The organism is Cupriavidus ulmosensis (assembly GCF_977008105.1).
Map to the genome: position 1 here is coordinate 1,223,562 of NZ_CDRMWP010000002.1, position 16,571 is coordinate 1,240,132.

Sequence of the window (16,571 nt, forward strand, 5' to 3'; positions counted from 1 at the left end):
GCAGAGTAATTGTCATTGACTATGGCAAGATCAAACAATGAGCGAAATTGAAATGAGCGAATACGAGCAACGTCAGTTGGGGCTGATGCGTGACTTCCTTGTTGATTACACATGTCATGGGATCTCGCTGAAACGTCCGATCGATGTGATGGAGGGGCTATTGTTGTGCGTTCCCGACTTTCCCCTTAACTGGCGCACGGAATTCCATGAACATTGGTTCTCGTTGGAACAAGCTCGGGCAATAGTGCTAGATCGGGGCGAAGATGTGTCTTATTTTTCCACGGAAATTGACGCTGCCATTGCTATCTCAAGCAAGGAGATTAAGTTCTTGGGGGAGCGAAATGAAATGAAGATAAAGAATATAAAAGAGATCATTGAATGTTCGTTTGGGCTATGGATTTCAGTATTGTTCAGTGCTATTAGTGGCTGGAATCCAGGGATATCGTTCCATGAACAAAAGGGCGAATTTTTCTGTTTATTGGAAGAGCTTCTCAAGGAAGGGCGGGTAAAATTCTGTCCTCCAAATGAACTGTGGCGTGATGGTTATGATATTTGGGATGTTGATGTTACGACCATCCTTGAATATTTGCGGTCGCGCTGGCCGGATGCGGCGAGGTCAGAGAATGATATCGTCCTGGCCGAATATTTTTACGATATGCCGGCCATTCTATGGGTTGCTGAAGATGGAACGCTACGCGGGGCATAGTTCTTGCAGTTAACGCTGCGACCGCCTAGACGGGTACGCTGAAGAGCGTTGGTCTCTTGGGCATGAGACCCAAAAGATGCAAGACTACTCGATTGCTCTGCAAAAATGGTTGGATTCGAATCCAAATGCTCCGTTTGGAGATCGTTCAGCAGCTCAGAACGTCTTGGGAGGAAAATAATGCGTACCTGGCAAGAATTCGTTGCGGAACTGACCCAATGCAATGTGCTTAGTTCGGCCAGGAGACTGGCCTTTGAGGAATGGGGAGAGGACATTCCCACTACAGTTTTGTTTGGAAAACTTGGCAAGGCTCTCGCCGATCATGTTGACGAACTTGATCTTGAAACCAGAACGCATATCTTCCAAATCATCGAGAGTGGTCTTGCAAGCAGCAATGTGGCGCTCAAGGAACTTGTGGCGACGGGTTTACTAGAGGCCTTTTATTTGCGAGTCTCTGGCGTTTCTGGTCATTGGAATCGGACTAGAGATTATCTCGGTCCTCTATCTACTGCTTATCTGGTGGAGTGGGGGGGATAAATTTTTGACGCAGAAGAATCGAACCCGACCACAGTTGGGGTTGTCGTTTCTATGGAAAAATTTCTTCTGGCCTGCAGACGTTAGGCTTACGGATCCTGCGAGGATAATGGAAAATTCGTGAAGGACGGGACCCGTGATGGTGTCAGTATTCTTATCGTACTTGAGCCACCCAGCAAGGGCGGAATTGTTACTTATATGCGGGATAAGCGTCGACTGTTTGTTACCTCTCAAGCTGGGACACTGGTCAACATTACGTCCGCTATGCCCCGGGGAGGTGGCTAGTAAGCTATGGAAGTTCTCAACGTAAAATCAAGGATGCATTACATTATCGCCAAGTGACTATGACTGGATTTGATATGCTGAAGTGGGTACCTTGCGACTCCCGCAGCGACATGGAGGCGCGCGCTTCTGGGGAAAATGTGCTGGGACGCTGCTGACCTGCGATGCGAATACGTGGGGATATGTTCAAACGCCGGAAGGCTCGCATCTGAACGTTGGCTACGCGATCTCAGGTCTGGTGCCGCAGGGCCGTGCTCGATGGTCAACGTATGCTCGTGGGTATCAATGAATGTTTGGTCTGCTACGATTTGACGATCGGTATCAAGTGCTTCTCCTTCCGCATGCATTTGGTGTTTCACGAATTCATCGAGATTGGTGATCCGCTAATTGTTCGAGATGAGATGGGCTTTGTCGGCATTGCTCAAGATGGCACTGAGCTTTGGAAGCTTGGTATCGAAGGTATCGTTGAAAGCTATACGGTGACATCGTCCAAAATCAGCGGGCAAACGACTGAGGGGTCGCGTTTCTCATTTGAGCTACCTATGAGACGGCGGTAGCCTTGGCGTTTGTTTTGCGCCGAGTGATGCCCGACTACAGGATATCCACACGGCGACGCACCCGGCGCGGTTGGCGGCGCAGCCAGCGCGATCGCGGCGCCATTGATTCGGGATACGGTGTATGCCGATAGCACGGTTGCGAAATATAGCGACGATCTCAACCGGTTGGCTTTGACGGTTGGACTGGCGACATTGATCGGCGGCGCGGCTGGTGCTTTGCTGGGGACAAATGCGACGTCGGCGGCGTTGGCTGCGCAGAATGAGTCGTTGAACAACTCGGCTAGCGGGAAGCTACCAATCCTAATTCCTGTCCCGGGGCCTGGTGGTATGGTGACGTACATGCCATTGCCCAGGGGGCACGTCTACGCCGAATAATGGACCGCAGAAGACGGACCCGTTGACCACACCACTGGAGGCGCAGAATAGCAACGGCAACGCTATTACAACGCCGAATGATGGGCCTCAGGGCTCGACGTTGACGGGATCGCCGGTTGGCACGCCGCAGGGACCAACGATTCTGGGAAATCCTGGCTGCATATTTCTGCCTACGATCTGCGCGGGTCTGACTGCTATTGCGCAGGTAGTGGGGATGGGTGACGCTGAAACTGCAATCAGTGGCTCTGGTCCTGGACTATCAACAACACCAAGCCCGGCGCTAGCTGACAGCCCGTACAGTCCTTCTAATGTAGAGGTTCGCGTAAAGCCGCCATATCAAACCAATCCGGCGCACGACACGGGGAGTTCGTTGTATAAACCCGAATAAAACACCTGAGCCTTTTGACGCTCAGAGTGCATACAACGCTGGAGCAGTTCGGGGAGGCATGGGGACGTGGTATGCGTTGGGTGAAAACGGCTACTATCGGCATTTCTCGGACAATGCTGGTGCGGTGCATTTCAGTGGATCAGTTCCCAAATCACAGGTGCCAAATAGTGTTCTGAAACAGTTGGGGAAGTAGCCATGGAGTTTGGTGATAGATATAGATTTTCGATAGCGCTAGAGGTGGACCGGAACTGCGGTGGTCCATGGTTGTTCGGGAGATTTTGCTACTGGCTGGAAGGAAAAGTCGTTGGAGAATACGGCATGGGGGCTTCTCTGCGAGATATTCTTTTTCAGATGAAGTATATTATCGGTGATAGAGGAGGGAGATTATGTCCGAAGCTCCTTATGTTGCCGGGGGAAAAGATATTCGACATGATTTCGGATGCGCTAGACGGAGTCAGTGATGAAATTCTTGGCTATACACACCAGGATTTTTTGCCCGCGCGACTTGATGTGCGTATACCGGTCGATGTTTTTGATTGCTGGAAGATATATTTAGTCGAAGGTGTGAGCGAGGCGAAGCTCCTATATCGTAGCCTAAATTCGGATAAATTGAATGTGGCAACACTGAACTCGGGGGAATTCGATACAGTATTTGAGTCGGCATATAACTATCTTGAGCGTCTTTACCAAGAAATTGGTGATGAGGCCGGATAGTCGTTTCGCAGTGATAATAATGGCACATCCAGTGATGATTTTTTCGATGGGAGTTGAATTAATTTTTGAAAAATTCGGCTAAAGGGCGCTATCAGTCCTGATATCTGTCCCCGGGGCCTAGGGAAAGACTGATTTATTCAGAACGAAAGTCATCGTTGGGTGGCTTGTAAGCGTTGTCATATGCATGCCCAAGAGATGAGTCGGAGATGAAGCGACAGATCAGTTTTGCGGAAGCGGAAAGCCACGGTAAGAAGCGGGTGACGCGCCGCCAGCGCTTCCTGACGGAGATGGAAAGCGTGGTGCCGTGGTCGCGCCTGATTGCGGCGGTCGAGCCGTACTACCCCAAAGGCAAACGCGGACGGCCGCCGATCGGTCTGGAGCGGATGCTGCGCATTTACTTCCTGCAGCAGTGGTACGGGCTGTCGGACGAGGCACTGGAAGACGCGCTGTACGACAGCGTGGCGATGCGGGCGTTTGCCGGGATCGACCTGGCAGTCGAAGCGGTGCCAGACGCGACCACGCTCCTCAAGTTTCGCCGCATGCTCGTCGAGCATGAGCTGACGCGAAAGCTGTTCGACGAGATCGGCATCATGCTGTGCGAGCGTGGGCTGATGATGAAGGAAGGCACGATTGTGGATGCCACCATCATCGAGGCGCCACCTTCGACCAAGAACAAGGAGAAGAGCCGCGACCCGGAGATGCACCAGACCAAGAAGGGTAATGAATGGCACTTTGGCATGAAGGCGCATGTCGGCGTGGATGCGGCTTCGGGGCTGGTACACAGCGTGGTGGGCACTGCAGCGAACGCGTCGGATGTGTCGCAGGCGCATGCCTTGCTGCATGGTCACGAGGAGCATGCGTTTGGCGATGCGGGCTACACGGGCGTGGAGAAGCGCGACGAGATGCAAGGCAAGTCCGTGAAGTGGCAGGTGGCCGTCAAGCGCGGCAAGATTAAGACGATGCATGACGGCACCGTCAAGGACTTGCTGATCGCCGTCGAGCGGGCCAAGGCCCAGATTCGGGCGCGGGTCGAGCATCCGTTCCACGTCATCAAGAATCTCTTTGGTCATCGTAAGGTTCGCTACAAGGGCCTGGTCAAGAACACGGCGCAGTTGCTCAGCCTGTTTGGTCTGGCGAATCTGGTGCTTGCCAGGAAACCGTTGTTGGCCTCACGGGGGAGCAGTCCGTGCTGAGCGCGCCAAGCGCGCCAGGAGAGGCGCAAAACCCGGGAAAAACCGTGCTGAATTGGTCTTTCTCTCCCGCATTGCGAAAACCGAAGTCAATAGCCTGAGCAACATCACGCGCAAAGCTCATTGATCAGCATTTCCCTAGTGATACGGTGATGTAGAAGAGCCGTTGCCGTTGCCGGAGAAGCCTGAGGTAGTCCGACCATTCAGGTCCGACGGCAATTAGTGCAACCGGCCTTCGGATTGGCCTCACCTACAAAGACGGCCGCAGGCGGCCTCCTTGCTAGTTCGGCATTTGCTGCTTTGCGACGGCTGCGGTCGCGTGGGCGGCTGATGCAATGTGTCAGGACCAGATTGAATCGTCTCAGCGATTCAAGGGTGTCTACGACACGCAGGACAAATCCGGTACGCTTACCTCCAATGCGACTGGACCTAGCGCCGGTATTGACGGTGATGGGATGAAAATTGCCGGAACGCGTGTCAGCATCGACGATCTGCAGAAATGTGGATCGGTTGTAGCGCGGCCGGATGGCGCATGGGATTTCACGGGAACTACTAACTTGGACACGGGAAAGCCGTGAACATTGGCGCAAGCACTCAACAATGAAGGGGGCTGACGGGAGGGTTCCAAGGACTAGAAGGCACGCCTGCAAAATCACCATACTTACCAGGCACATTTACCGACAAGGTGTTGGCGTCTTTTGCTGGGCCGCATGATTTCCTTGGTAGCCTTACTGCTGACGACAGCCTTGGCAACCTGAAGGAGAGCATGACGTCGTTCCAGCGCATGATGTTCGAAATCCAGACGGATATTGACATCCCGTTGGCGGCGCCTTTCGCCGCAGTCACATTGCTGAATCAATATGGCATCGATTGGTCGATATTCCGTAACCAGGCACAGCAAAAAAAGGACAAAAAATGATGCGAGCTAAGTCATGTATTGTGGGACTGGCTCTTAGTTGTACTGCTTGTTTCCATTCCCCGCCGAACTACCCAGGTGCTGGAGGCAACAATCTTGATCCGGCAGAGTACGCGGCTGCACGTTGCCCGAATCTCAGTGGGCGATATGAAGGGATGGGTGAACTCATTGAAGGGGATGCAACAGCAAAACAAGGGGAGATGAGTTGGCGGCTATCAAATGTTTTTCCCTTCCGGGACACTCGTCAATTGAAAGACGTGCTAGCTACTTCCCAGTCAAGCGACGGTCGGTACCTCCCCCTTATTTACGCAAAAGTGAGGATGAGAGAGCGTCTTGTGACACTCGATCTGCAATATGAGGGCGGAAGATCTATTGAGTACGTTTCGTCCTTTGAGAACAAGGGCAGATTTGTCTGCACTGGCGAGAATGGAATCATTTCCTGGGGAGGGTCAAGTGATGGGGGGCGATCTGAGTTTGGGCCAAATCGTTCCGATTCTGTCGTCACTTTGTACCTGGATCCCTCTGGAAATCTCATCTTTGAACGTGGCATGCAAGTCCACATGAGTCTGCGCCTCGGCGCAATTCCCGTGGGGACAGCCAAGTACTTCGCTATCTATCGATTCAAACGGCTACCCGAGAGTATGAAATAAGGATCCACCTGTAATCCGTACATCAAAGTCTAGAAATTGCGGCCAGCCGCGCTAGAGCAGACTGGACAATGGAATCAAAGCGTAGGGGCGCGCCCGGCTGCTGACGGTGTGGTGTTCATAGGCAAGAGACACGGCCCGCAGCCGCGCCTCTCACCTTGGCGCTAGTACATCCCCTGAATCCGACCGACAGCCAGATCCAACTGCGCCTTCTGCGGCAAGAGCAGCGCATGCAGCCCCAGGCCAAACGTCGAGTCTTCACGCTGCTGGTCCAGCATGGCAAGGACCGATTCCAGCGCCGCGCTGACGCGCAACAGCGCATCGCAGCTTTCGAGCGTGGTGTCGCGCACGGTATCGCCGAGCGCGCCGAGTTCGGCGGTGATCTCTGAAAAGACCGGCCCGACGCGCGGCGCGTCGGGGTCGGCCATCAAGATCAGTTCCGCGACGAGATCCCGGTATCGCGAGGCCGCGAGGGTTGGAGTTTCGGTGCTGGGCGGATTGTGTTGCGTCGATGCTGGCGCGGGATTGGCGCCGGTGCCGATGTGGTCAGGGAAAGTGGTATGGATTTGCATGAGACCTCCGTGTATGGGTGGGAGGCGTGCATGACAGGCTGCTAAACCCGGTCGCCCGTTGTTTTGGATGACGAGCCGATTCTTCGCGATCAGCGAAGGGCTGTCAATACAACCGCGCAAGCAGAATGTTAACTTGTGCTGCCGTCCCGCCCCCTGAACGAAGCCCACACACGCCATCCCCGCACGTCACTACATCCCACCCGCCTGCGCCCTCAACAACCCCACAAACGCCTGCGCCTGCCGGCTCGGCGTATCGAAGCGCGAGCGCACCAGGCTTAGCGTCAGCGGAATGTGTTCGCGCAGCGGCCGCACCACGGTGCCGGGCCAGCCGGCGCGGCCGACCGAGAATTCGTCGACGATGGCCAGGCCCACGCCGGCGCGGACCAGCGCGCAGGCGATCTCGGCGCGTTCGATGTCGGCGCGCGCGCGCCACTCGACGCCGGCTTGCGCGAACGCCGCCGCCATCAACTGCCCGAACGGGATCTGGCGCGCGTAGAGCACCAGCGGGTGGGCGGCGACCTCGGCCAGCGTCAGCACCGGCGATGCGGCGAGCGCGTGCCCTTCGGGCAGGATGCAGACCATGCGGCCCTGCGCGAACGGTTCCACCACGAGGTTCGGATGTTCGATCGGCAGCACCGACACCGCCAGTTCGGCCTTGCGGCCGAGCAGCTCGAGCGCCATGTCGGCCAGCAGCGTGGTGCGCATGGTGAGCCGGACCTGGGGATGGGCGTCGAGGAAGGCGGCCATGATGGGCGGCAGGAAGTTCAGCGCGAGGCTCGGGCTGGAGCAGATTTTGAGCACGCCCTGGGGGTTGGTGGCGAGGTCGCGCGCGAATTCGTCGATGCGCAGCGCTTCTTCGTAGAGCGAGCCGACTTCCTGGAACAGCAGTTGCGCTTCGGCGGTCGGCCGCAGCTTGCCCTTGACGCGCTCGAACAGCCGCAGGCCGAGGCTCTGCTCGGTGTAGGCGATCAGCCGGCTCACGGCGGGCTGGGAAATGCACAGCAGGCTGGCGGCGCCGTTCATGGAGCCGGTCAGCATGACGGCCCGGAAGACCTCCATTTGTCTGAGTTTGAAGCGCATCGATAACAGATGGTTATAACCCACAATCACAAGAGCATACGACAAGTCACGGCAAAACCCATACGATCTGGAGCACATGCCGGGATACGGACGGCAAAAAAGACATAGGAAGAGAGGAGACCACATGCGCCGCAAGATCGGCTTTATCGGCCTGGGAATGATGGGCTTGCCGATGCTCGAAAACCTGGCCACGGCCGCGGACCTGGAGATCCGGGCCTTCGACACCGCCGACGCGCCCTTCGCGCGGCTCGCCGGCCATGCCGCCTGGGGCAGCACGCTCGCGCGCGCCACGGCGCTGGAGGCGCTGGCCGGCTGCGAGGTGGTGATCACGATGCTGCCGAACAGCCCGATCACCAACGCGGTCGTCGCCGGCGAGGGCGGCCGCGCGGGACTGGCGGACATCCTTGCCGCGGGCGCCACCGTGGTGGACATGGGTTCGTCCAACCCGGCCGATACGCGCCGCCTTGCCGCCACGCTGGCCGGGCGCGGCATCGCGCTGGTCGACGCGCCGGTCTCGGGCGCGGTGGCCAAGGCGCGCGCCGGCACGCTGGCGATCATGGCCGGCGGCGATCCGGCGCACGTGGAGCGCGTGCGCGCGCTGCTGGAGCACATGGGCGAGACGCTGATCGTGACCGGCGCGGTCGGCTCCGCGCACGCGATGAAGGCGCTCAACAACTACGTCTATGCGGCCGGATTGCTGGCCGCATCCGAGGCACTGCTGATCGCGCAGCGCATGGACCTCGACGCGGGCATCTTCGCGAGCGTGCTCAACGCGTCGAGCGGCCGCAACGTGGCCACGGAAACCAAGCTGGCGCAGTTCATCATCCCGGGCACGTTCAACGCGGGCTTCGCCATGCGGCTGCAGGCCAAGGACCTTGCCACGGCCGCGGGGCTGCAGGCCCTGGCGGGCGTCGAGGCGCCGCAACTGTCGCTGTGCGCGTCGCTGTGGCAGCAGGCCGCCGGGGCGCTCGACCCGCGCGCGGACAACACGGAGATCATCCGCTACCTGGACAAGCAGGCGTAGCACGGGCGGCCTCGCGCCGCCACGACAAGAACACAAGAGCACAAAAGCATAAAAGCACAAGAGGAGACAACAACATGAGCATTTACCGAGGCATTGCCGCCGCGGCAATCGGCCTGGCTTTCAGCATGGGCGCGCTGGCCGGCGGTTATCCCGAGCGGCCGATCCGGATGGTGGTGCCGTTCCCGGCCGGCAGCATCACCGACGTGGTTGCGCGCGCGCTGGCCGAGCCGATGTCGCAGGACCTGGGCCAGCCGTTCGTGATCGACAACAAGCCCGGCGCCAACGGCATCATCGGCACGCAGCAGGCCGCGCAGGCCAAGGCCGACGGCTACACGATCGTGATCGTCGGCGTGACCACCGCGGCGAGCAACGTGAGCCTGTTCAAGAAGCTGCCCTACGATCCGGTCAAGGACCTGCAGCCGCTCGGCGGCGTGGCGGAGACGCCTTACCTGCTGGTCGGCTCGCCGGACGCGCCGGGCAAGCGGGTCGGCGACGTGTTCAGCTACGCGCGCCAGAACCCGGGCAAGCTGACCTATGGCTACGGCTCGGGCAGCGCGCAGGTGTTCGGCGCGAAGCTCGCCCACATGGGCAAGTCGGACATCACGCAGGTGCCGTACAAGGGCGGCCCGCAGGCGCTGACCGACGTGATGGGCGGCATCGTCAAGCTGACCTTCACCGATTTCGCCAACGGGCTGCAGCAGGCGCGCGCCGGCAAGGTCAAGGTCTATGGCGTGAGCACGCGCGAGCGTTTTCCGCTGGCCGCGGACATTCCCACGCTCAACGAGAGCGGCGCGCCGGGCTTCGACCTGACGGTGTGGTTCGGCCTGATGGCGCCGGCCGGGCTGCCGGACGACGTGGCGCGGCGCCTGTCGGCCTCGCTCGACAAGGCGCTGTCCTCTGACGAGCTGGTCCGCCGCTTCGCGGCGCAGGGCCTGACGCCCAAGCGCCAGCCGGCGCCGGACTTCGGCGCCTTCGTCAAGGCCGAGATCGGCAAGTGGGCGGCCATCGTCAAGGAAGCCGGCATCACGCCGGAATAGGCGGTGCTGGCCGTGCTGGCTGCGCTGGCCGCGCGGTCGGCGTTGCCCGCTTTTTTTCTGTGTTTTCTGGAGAGTTTCCCGTGTCCCTGATCGAAATCCGCAAGCGCTGCCTGATCGTCGAAACCACGTATCACGAAGGCGGCCCGCCGCCCGAGAAACCGCTCAAGCTGGCGGCATCGTGCGCGGTGATCCGCAATCCCTACGCGGGCCGCTACGAGCCGGACCTGATGCCGTTCATGTCGGAGCTGCGCTCGCTCGGCTCGCTGCTCGCCGGCGAACTGGTCGACACGCTCGGCGGCAAGGACAAGGTGGAGGTCTACAGCAAGGCCGCCATCGTCGGCATCAACGGCGAGATGGAGCATGGCGCGGTGTGGCACGAGGCGGGCGGCTGGGCCATGCGCACCGTGCTCGGCGAGCCCAAGGCGATGGTGCCGGCGGTGAAGGCCGTGGCCTCGGCCGGCTACCGGATGATGGTGCCGGTGCACTACATCCATGCGTCCTACGTGCGCAGCCACTTCAACAGCATCGAGATCGGCATCCAGGACGCACCGCGCCCCGACGAGATCCTGTTCGCGCTGGTCATGGGCACCGGCGGCCGCGTGCATTCGCGTCTCGGCGGCCTGCTCAAGGAGAACGTCGTCGGGGCCGACGGGCAGCGGTAGCGCTCAGGCATCCACCAGCGCCTGCTCCCGCAGCCAGCCTTCCAGCGCCTGCGCCGACATCGGCCGCGCATAGAGGAAGCCCTGCAGCTCGTCGCAGCCGAGGCTGCGCAGGATGTCGGCCTGGTGCCGGCTTTCCACGCCTTCGGCGACCACGCGCAGGCCGAGGTCGTGGCCCAGTTCGACGATGGCCTTGATGACGGCGAGGTCGGCGGGCGCGTCGAGCATGTCGTGCACGAACGCGCGGTCGATCTTGAGCCGGTCGAGCGGGAAGCGGTTCAGGTAGCTGAGGCTGGAGTAGCCGGTGCCGAAGTCGTCGAGCGACAGCTTGACGCCGAGCGCGCGGATCGCGTTGATCGCGTCGAGATAGTTTTCCGCGCTGTCCATCAGCACGGTCTCGGTGATCTCCAGCTCGAGCCGTTCCGGCGCGACGGCGTGGCGCGCGAGGCTCGCGCGCAGCGTGGCGGCTAGGTCGGCGTCGCGCAGCTGGATCGCCGACAGGTTGATCGACATGCGGATGCCGGGCAGGCCGGCGGTGCTCCACTGCGCGAGCTGGCGGCACGCTTCGTCGATCACCCAGGCGCCGATCGGGATGATCAGGCGCGTGTCTTCCGCGATCGGGATGAACTGGGCCGGCATCACGCTGCCGAGCTGCGGATGGGTCCAGCGCAGCAGCCCTTCCACGCTGATGACGGCGCCGGTGATCGCGTCGAGGCAGGGCTGGAAGGCGAGGCGCAGTTCCTGGCGCTCGACCGCGGTGCGCAGGCAGGCTTCGAGCGTGAGCCGCTGGCGCGCGCGCTCGGCGATGTCGGGCGAGAAGAATTTCACCAGGTTGCGCCCGGCCGCCTTGGCCTGGTACATGGCCGCGTCGGCGTTCTGCATCAGGGTGTCGATGTCGGTGCCGTCGTCCGGGTACATCGCCACGCCCACGCTGCACGAGACCTGCAGCGTGGCGCCGCCGATCGCGTGCGGCTCGCGCACGAGCGGCAGCAGGCGGTCGTCGATGGTGCTGGCGACGTCCGCCGCGCCGCCGATATCGTTCAGGATGACGGTGAATTCGTCGCCGCCCAGCCGGCTCACGGTGTCGCCGCTGCGCACGGCCTGCAGCAGGCGCCGCGACACCGAGCGCAGCAGCGCGTCGCCGATGTGGTGGCCGAGCGAATCGTTGATGTCCTTGAAACGGTCGAGGTCGATGAACAGCACGGCCACGCGCGCCGGCGAGTTTCTCGCGCGCTCGAGCGCGATGCCCAGGCGCTTGGTGAACAGCGCGCGGTTCGGCAGCTCGGTGAGCACGTCGTGCTCGGCCAGGAACTGGATGCGCGCCTCGCTCTTCTTGCGGTCGGTGATGTCGATCAGCGTGCAGATGTAGTGCGAGACGTTGCCGCGCTTGTCGCGCACCGCGCTGATCATCAGCCAGGCCGGGTAGTCGCCGCCGTAGCGCCGTCGGATCTGCGCCTCGCCGTTCCACACGCTCGACAGGTCGACCAGCGTCGCCAGCCCCTCGATCAGCGGCGTGCCGCCCGCGGCCGCGACGACGAACTCGGGCAGCTTGCCGGTGACGTCTTCCGCGCGATAGCCGGTGGCGCGGTAGAACGACGCATTGGCCGTCAGCAGGCGCCGCTCCTGGTCGAGGATCAGGATCGCTTCCGAGGACGCCTCGAACACCTTGCCCCACAGCTCGAGCCGCTGCTCCATCAGCTTGATCTGGTTGATCGGCGTGAAGGCGGTCAGCACCGCGTCGCGCCCCTGGAACTTGAGCCGCCGCGCGGACAGCATGGCCCAGGTCGGCTCGGCGCTGGCTTTCCAGCGCACCTCGAATTCCTCCACCGCATCGCGGTCGGACAACTGCTGGAAGAAGCGCGCCCGCACGGGCGAATCGAGCGCGAAGGCCCACGGGTCGGCCGTGCAGCCGTTGAGCCAGTAGAGCGCGGGCTGGTTGGCGTGCAGCACTTCGTGGCCGGGGACCGCAGTCACCATCATCGGCACCGGCGTGGCTTCCACCAGCGCGTGCTGCGCGGCGGAGGCGCGCGCCGTGGCGGCGAGCTCCTTCTGCACGTCGCGCTCGCGGTCGAGCTGCTCCAGCATCTCGTTGAAGCCGCGCACCAGCTGGCCGATCTCGTCCTGGCTGTGCCAGCTCGCGCGCAGCGTGTGGTCGCCGGTGCGGCGCACGGTGTCCATCACGCGCGCCAGTTGCCGCAGCGGCCGCGAGATCTGCTGCGCGACGAAGTACACCATGCCGAGGATGCCGCACAGCAGGAACAGCGCGGTGCCCAGATGCAGCCACATGCGCGAGAACAGCCCGCGCACCCGCGCGTGGAGCAGGGTGTCGAGCTGCTCGCTGGTGTCGCGCCAGGTGTCGCGCACGCTCAGCACCAGCGCCTGCTGCGCGGTGTCGAGGTTGGCGAGCAGGGCGGGGTCGGTCTTGTCGCTGCCGTTCACCACGATGCGCGCGGCGTGCCGGTACGCTTCCACCGCGGCCCGCATGCGCGCCACGGAAGGCGCCAGCGCGGTGCCGAGCGCGCGGTCGGCGGCGCCGGCCTCGGCGAGGTCGGAGCGCAGGCCTTCCAGCACTGCGTCGAGCTGGCCTTCGAGCACGAGATAGCGCGTGCGCAGGGCCTCGCGGGATTCCTGCCCGTGCATGCCGTCGTGCAGGCGCCGGCCGATGCCGTGCACCGCGTCGACCAGTGCCGGATAGCGCAGGATCGACAGCGACATGGCGTAGTAGCTGTCGAGGTCGGGGTCGAGGATCAGGTTGGACTGGTTGCCGATGCGCGTGACGAGCTCGCGGCAGGCCTCCAGGGCCTCGCCCACGGTGGCGGGCGTGGGCTGCGGCTCGCGCGCGATGGCGGCGAGTGCCGCGCGCACGCGCCGGCTCAGCTCGGCGCTCTGCATGTGCGTGCCGTACTGCTGCTCGGCGTGGGCCAGCTCGGCCCCGATCTGCTCGAAGCGCGCGGCGGGCGGCCGCGCCCCGGCCTCGGTCAGCGCGACGTCGGCCAGCGCGTCGCGCACCGTGTGCAGGTAGATGTTGCCGCCGATCTCCTTGTTGGAGAAGTCGATGGCGATGTATTTCTCGTGGATCAGTATCCCGCTGATGTAGACCACCGCGCTCAGATCCAGCAGATAGATCAGCAGCAGCTTGCGGCCCACGCGCAGGCGCCCGAGAAACCGGAAGAAGGGATTGTCTTTCATCGTGCGCGCACCGTCGCGCATTATTTAGGGTGACTCATGGCGCACTCCAACGGACTGGCGGGAAAGAGGCAAGAAAGATGCCGGGCCTGGCTGGAGGGTTGGCTGGCATTCCCATATCGACGCCCGCGCGCCGCGGCTTTAGCGTTTGGCGGATATTCCCCGTGACGGTGCGTGCGTGCCGCGGGAGGGTGCGGGAAGCTGGCGGCCGGCACCATTGCGGCCCCTCCGCGTCACTGTTCGGGGCCATTGTTCCGACCCCTCGGATGCCACTCTTTGGTGGGGGGCATTTTTGGCGATACGTGCCGTTATTTGTCATTAACGACAATGTTGATCAACGATGACTGCTGCCATTGCGATCTGCGCGGCAGCCGACGCGGCATGCACCAATGACGCGGGCAACGCGCGGCCGCTGGCCGGCAAATATCAAGCAGACAGGAGAATTCATGGGGCGTATCCGTCTTGCCGGCGCATGGCTGGCGTTGAGCCTGTTTCTCGGCGCATGCGCGCCTTCGGTACCGATTTCGCAATCGAAGGTCGAGATATCCGGCCGGGAGGCGGCAGCACGGCGAATCCGGCTGCTGGAGCCGGCCGCCATCAAGCTCGATACGGGATATTCGCGCACGCTTGTCCAGGACTCGGTCTGGCTGTCCTTCGGGCGTCTTCCGCAGGGCCAGGTCTTCAGGCCGGTCGGCACGATTTTCACGATTGAAGGCCGCCAGGTGCATGAGGCGTACCTGGTGATCGAAGAACAAAAGCTGGTGGGATTCTATTTGCCCGGGGAAGAAAACTATTCCCCGCTTTCAACCGCGGTACCCCTTAAATTCGGAGATATCAAGTGATTCGTGCTGTACGGACTGTAGTGATGGGCCTGGCCCTGGCTGGTCTTGTGGCGGGCTGCGCTTCCGGCGTGAAGCATTCGGAAATGGCCGCATCCATACCTACCATCAAGCAAGGCGAGGGCCGTATCTACTTCCTGCGCTCGGCATCCATGTTCGGCGCGGCGCTCCAGCCGGATATTCGCCTCAACGACCAGGTGGTGGGCGAGTCCAAGCCGGGCGGCTTCTTCTTCGTCGATCGTCCGGCAGGCAAGTATGTCGCCGCCACCGCGACGGAGACCGAGAAGACGCTCAGCTTCGGTCTCGATGCGGGGGAAACGAAATACGTGCGCAGCTCGCCTTCGTTTGGCCTGGTGGTCGGCCGGATCGTGCTTGAGCTGGAAACGCCGGAAAAGGCCAAGGAAGACCTGCCGTCGCTGAGCTACACCGGCAATGCGCTGACGCCGCAAGCGAAATAAGGCTGCCGGGGGCGGTCTCGCGCGGCGCCCCGGCCCAGGCCGGCGGCATGCGCGCTCCCATATGCGAAAACCGCCTTTCCATAGCCGAAAAGTTGTCTATACAAGTAGCGGGCGGCCCGATAACATCGGTCTGATCTACAAGCGCGCGCGGTCCCGGCGCGCTTGTTGTCTTTCCATGTTTCCGGAGTCAGAAGTGAACCGTCTTGTCCGCCTGTTGGCCGATTCCCTTGTCATCCGCATCGCCGGCGCCGCCTTGCTGGCCTGCGCGAGCCTGCCGGCGCCGGCCGCGGGGCCGGCCGGGGCGGAAGGCTATCCGGCGCGGCCGGTCCGGGTGATCGTGCCGTTCGCGGCGGGTGGCGTGGCGGACGCGCTGCCGCGCCTGGTCGGGCAGAAGCTGGCGGAGCAGTGGGGCCGCCCGGTGGTGATCGACAACAAGCCGGGCGCGGCCGGCAATATCGGCATGGAAGCGGCGGCGCGCGCGCCGGCCGATGGCTACACGCTGGCGCTGGCGCCGGCGGGCAACCTGACGGTGAACCCGATTCTGTTTCCGAAGCTCGGCTTCGAGGTGAAGGACCTCGTGCCGGTCACGCTGCTGGCGACCTCGCCGAACGTGCTGGTGGTGAATCCGGGCCTGCCGGCGCACACGCTCAAGGCGCTGGTCGAATACGCGCGCGCCCATCCGGGCGAGCTGAACTTCGCTTCGCCGGGCAACGGCAGCGGCGCGCACCTCGCGGGCGAGCTGCTGAACCTGGAGGCGGGCATCAAGACCATGCACGTTCCCTACAACGGCATCGCGACGGCGCTCAACGACGTGCTGGGCGGGCAGGTGCAGATGGTGTTCGCGGGCGTGTCGAGCGTGCTCCAGCACATCCGCTCGGGCAAGCTGGTGGCGGTCGCGGTGGCCGGGCCGCACCGGCTGGCGCAGTTGCCGGGCGTGCCGACGGTGGCGGAGTCGTATCCGGGCTTCGACGTGACCTCGTGGTACGGGCTGGTGGCGCCCAAGGGCACGCCGGACGCGGTGGTGCGCAAGTGGCAGGCCGACGCGGCCGCCGTGCTGCGCCAGCCGGAGGTGCGCGAGAAGCTGCTGGGTCTCGGCCTGGAGCCGGTGGGCAGCACGCCGGAAGCGTTCGCCAGGACCATCTCCAGTGAAACCCTGAAATGGCGCGCGATCGTGCATCGCGCGAAAATCCAGCCGCTGCAGTCGTAGGCCGGAATCGGGCACCGGCACCAGCACCGGCACCAGTACCGGCAACCGTCCGCGCTCTCCGCGCGCCGGCTCGCGCGAGCCGGCGCCGTCTTTCCTCCCTCCCGCCTTCCCGCCCTCCCGCGTTTCCCCAGCCCCCGGCAGCCTCGCCCTAGGGTAATCCCCAATATGCCGTATCATCTCGCCCGGTGCATTGGCCGCCAGGG

General features: G+C 62.2%; 15 protein-coding genes. 12 read left to right on the forward strand and 3 right to left on the reverse strand.

All coding sequences use genetic code 11. The features are described from left to right. Window positions 1-37 precede the first annotated feature (37 nt). From ACWTPI_RS25095 to ACWTPI_RS25120, 6 genes are all read left to right on the forward strand, one after another. Window positions 38-706, forward strand: a complete 669-nt coding sequence (locus ACWTPI_RS25095) for a hypothetical protein (protein ID WP_454733064.1) — start codon at window positions 38-40, stop codon at window positions 704-706. 177 nt (window positions 707-883) lie between these two features. Then, window positions 884-1,240: a DUF7674 family protein gene (locus ACWTPI_RS25100; RefSeq protein ID WP_454733065.1), complete on the forward strand. Its 357-nt coding sequence runs from the start codon at window positions 884-886 to the stop codon at window positions 1,238-1,240. 554 nt (window positions 1,241-1,794) lie between these two features. Next, window positions 1,795-2,076 (forward strand): hypothetical protein, encoded by a 282-nt coding sequence (locus ACWTPI_RS25105; RefSeq protein WP_454733066.1) that lies wholly within the window; start codon window positions 1,795-1,797, stop codon window positions 2,074-2,076. Window positions 2,077-3,034: 958 nt separating this feature from the next. After that, window positions 3,035-3,553 carry an Imm42 family immunity protein gene (locus tag ACWTPI_RS25110; RefSeq protein WP_454733067.1) on the forward strand — a complete coding sequence of 173 codons (519 nt, stop codon included), beginning with the start codon at window positions 3,035-3,037 and terminating at the stop codon, window positions 3,551-3,553. A gap of 206 nt (window positions 3,554-3,759) precedes the next feature. Further along, window positions 3,760-4,746, forward strand: coding sequence for an IS5 family transposase (locus ACWTPI_RS25115; RefSeq protein WP_454732083.1), 987 nt, complete (start codon window positions 3,760-3,762; stop codon window positions 4,744-4,746). Between the two features lie 763 nt (window positions 4,747-5,509). Further along, window positions 5,510-5,662 carry a hypothetical protein gene (locus ACWTPI_RS25120; RefSeq protein ID WP_454733068.1) on the forward strand — a complete coding sequence of 51 codons (153 nt, stop codon included), beginning with the start codon at window positions 5,510-5,512 and terminating at the stop codon, window positions 5,660-5,662. Between the two features lie 808 nt (window positions 5,663-6,470). On the opposite strand, the gene ACWTPI_RS25125 is transcribed toward ACWTPI_RS25120, so the two are convergent. Both ACWTPI_RS25125 and ACWTPI_RS25130 read right to left on the reverse strand, forming a co-directional pair. After that, a complete protein-coding gene (locus ACWTPI_RS25125; RefSeq protein ID WP_454733069.1) occupies window positions 6,471-6,878 on the reverse strand; it encodes a DUF1484 family protein in 408 nt (135 codons plus the stop codon). A 189-nt stretch (window positions 6,879-7,067) separates the two neighbouring features. Then, window positions 7,068-7,958, reverse strand: a complete 891-nt coding sequence (locus ACWTPI_RS25130) for a LysR substrate-binding domain-containing protein (RefSeq protein WP_029043836.1) — start codon at window positions 7,956-7,958, stop codon at window positions 7,068-7,070. A gap of 124 nt (window positions 7,959-8,082) precedes the next feature. On the opposite strand from ACWTPI_RS25130, the gene ACWTPI_RS25135 reads away from it, so the two are divergent. From ACWTPI_RS25135 to ACWTPI_RS25145, 3 genes are all read left to right on the forward strand, one after another. Further along, the gene (locus tag ACWTPI_RS25135; protein WP_020204104.1) at window positions 8,083-8,982 is read left to right on the forward strand and encodes an NAD(P)-dependent oxidoreductase; all 900 of its coding nucleotides are present in this window, start codon (window positions 8,083-8,085) and stop codon (window positions 8,980-8,982) included. Window positions 8,983-9,062: 80 nt separating this feature from the next. Next, entirely contained in the window at window positions 9,063-10,019 is a 957-nt protein-coding gene (locus tag ACWTPI_RS25140) for a Bug family tripartite tricarboxylate transporter substrate binding protein (RefSeq protein ID WP_029043837.1), read from the forward strand. Between the two features lie 80 nt (window positions 10,020-10,099). After that, window positions 10,100-10,681, forward strand: coding sequence for an amino acid synthesis family protein (locus tag ACWTPI_RS25145; RefSeq protein WP_020204106.1), 582 nt, complete (start codon window positions 10,100-10,102; stop codon window positions 10,679-10,681). A 3-nt stretch (window positions 10,682-10,684) separates the two neighbouring features. On the opposite strand, the gene ACWTPI_RS25150 is transcribed toward ACWTPI_RS25145, so the two are convergent. Further along, on the reverse strand, window positions 10,685-13,867 hold the full coding sequence (locus ACWTPI_RS25150; RefSeq protein ID WP_029043838.1) for an EAL domain-containing protein: 3,183 nt from the start codon (window positions 13,865-13,867) through the stop codon (window positions 10,685-10,687). Between the two features lie 443 nt (window positions 13,868-14,310). Here ACWTPI_RS25150 and ACWTPI_RS25155 point away from each other — a divergent pair, with 443 nt between their 5' ends. The 3 genes from ACWTPI_RS25155 (at window position 14,311) to ACWTPI_RS25165 (ending at window position 16,368) form a co-directional block, all read left to right on the forward strand. After that, window positions 14,311-14,706, forward strand: a complete 396-nt coding sequence (locus ACWTPI_RS25155; protein ID WP_454733070.1) for a hypothetical protein — start codon at window positions 14,311-14,313, stop codon at window positions 14,704-14,706. 23 nt (window positions 14,707-14,729) lie between these two features. Then, window positions 14,730-15,161, forward strand: coding sequence for a DUF2846 domain-containing protein (locus ACWTPI_RS25160; protein WP_454733071.1), 432 nt, complete (start codon window positions 14,730-14,732; stop codon window positions 15,159-15,161). Window positions 15,162-15,354: 193 nt separating this feature from the next. After that, window positions 15,355-16,368 carry a Bug family tripartite tricarboxylate transporter substrate binding protein gene (locus ACWTPI_RS25165; RefSeq protein WP_231586595.1) on the forward strand — a complete coding sequence of 338 codons (1,014 nt, stop codon included), beginning with the start codon at window positions 15,355-15,357 and terminating at the stop codon, window positions 16,366-16,368. Window positions 16,369-16,571 lie beyond the last annotated feature (203 nt).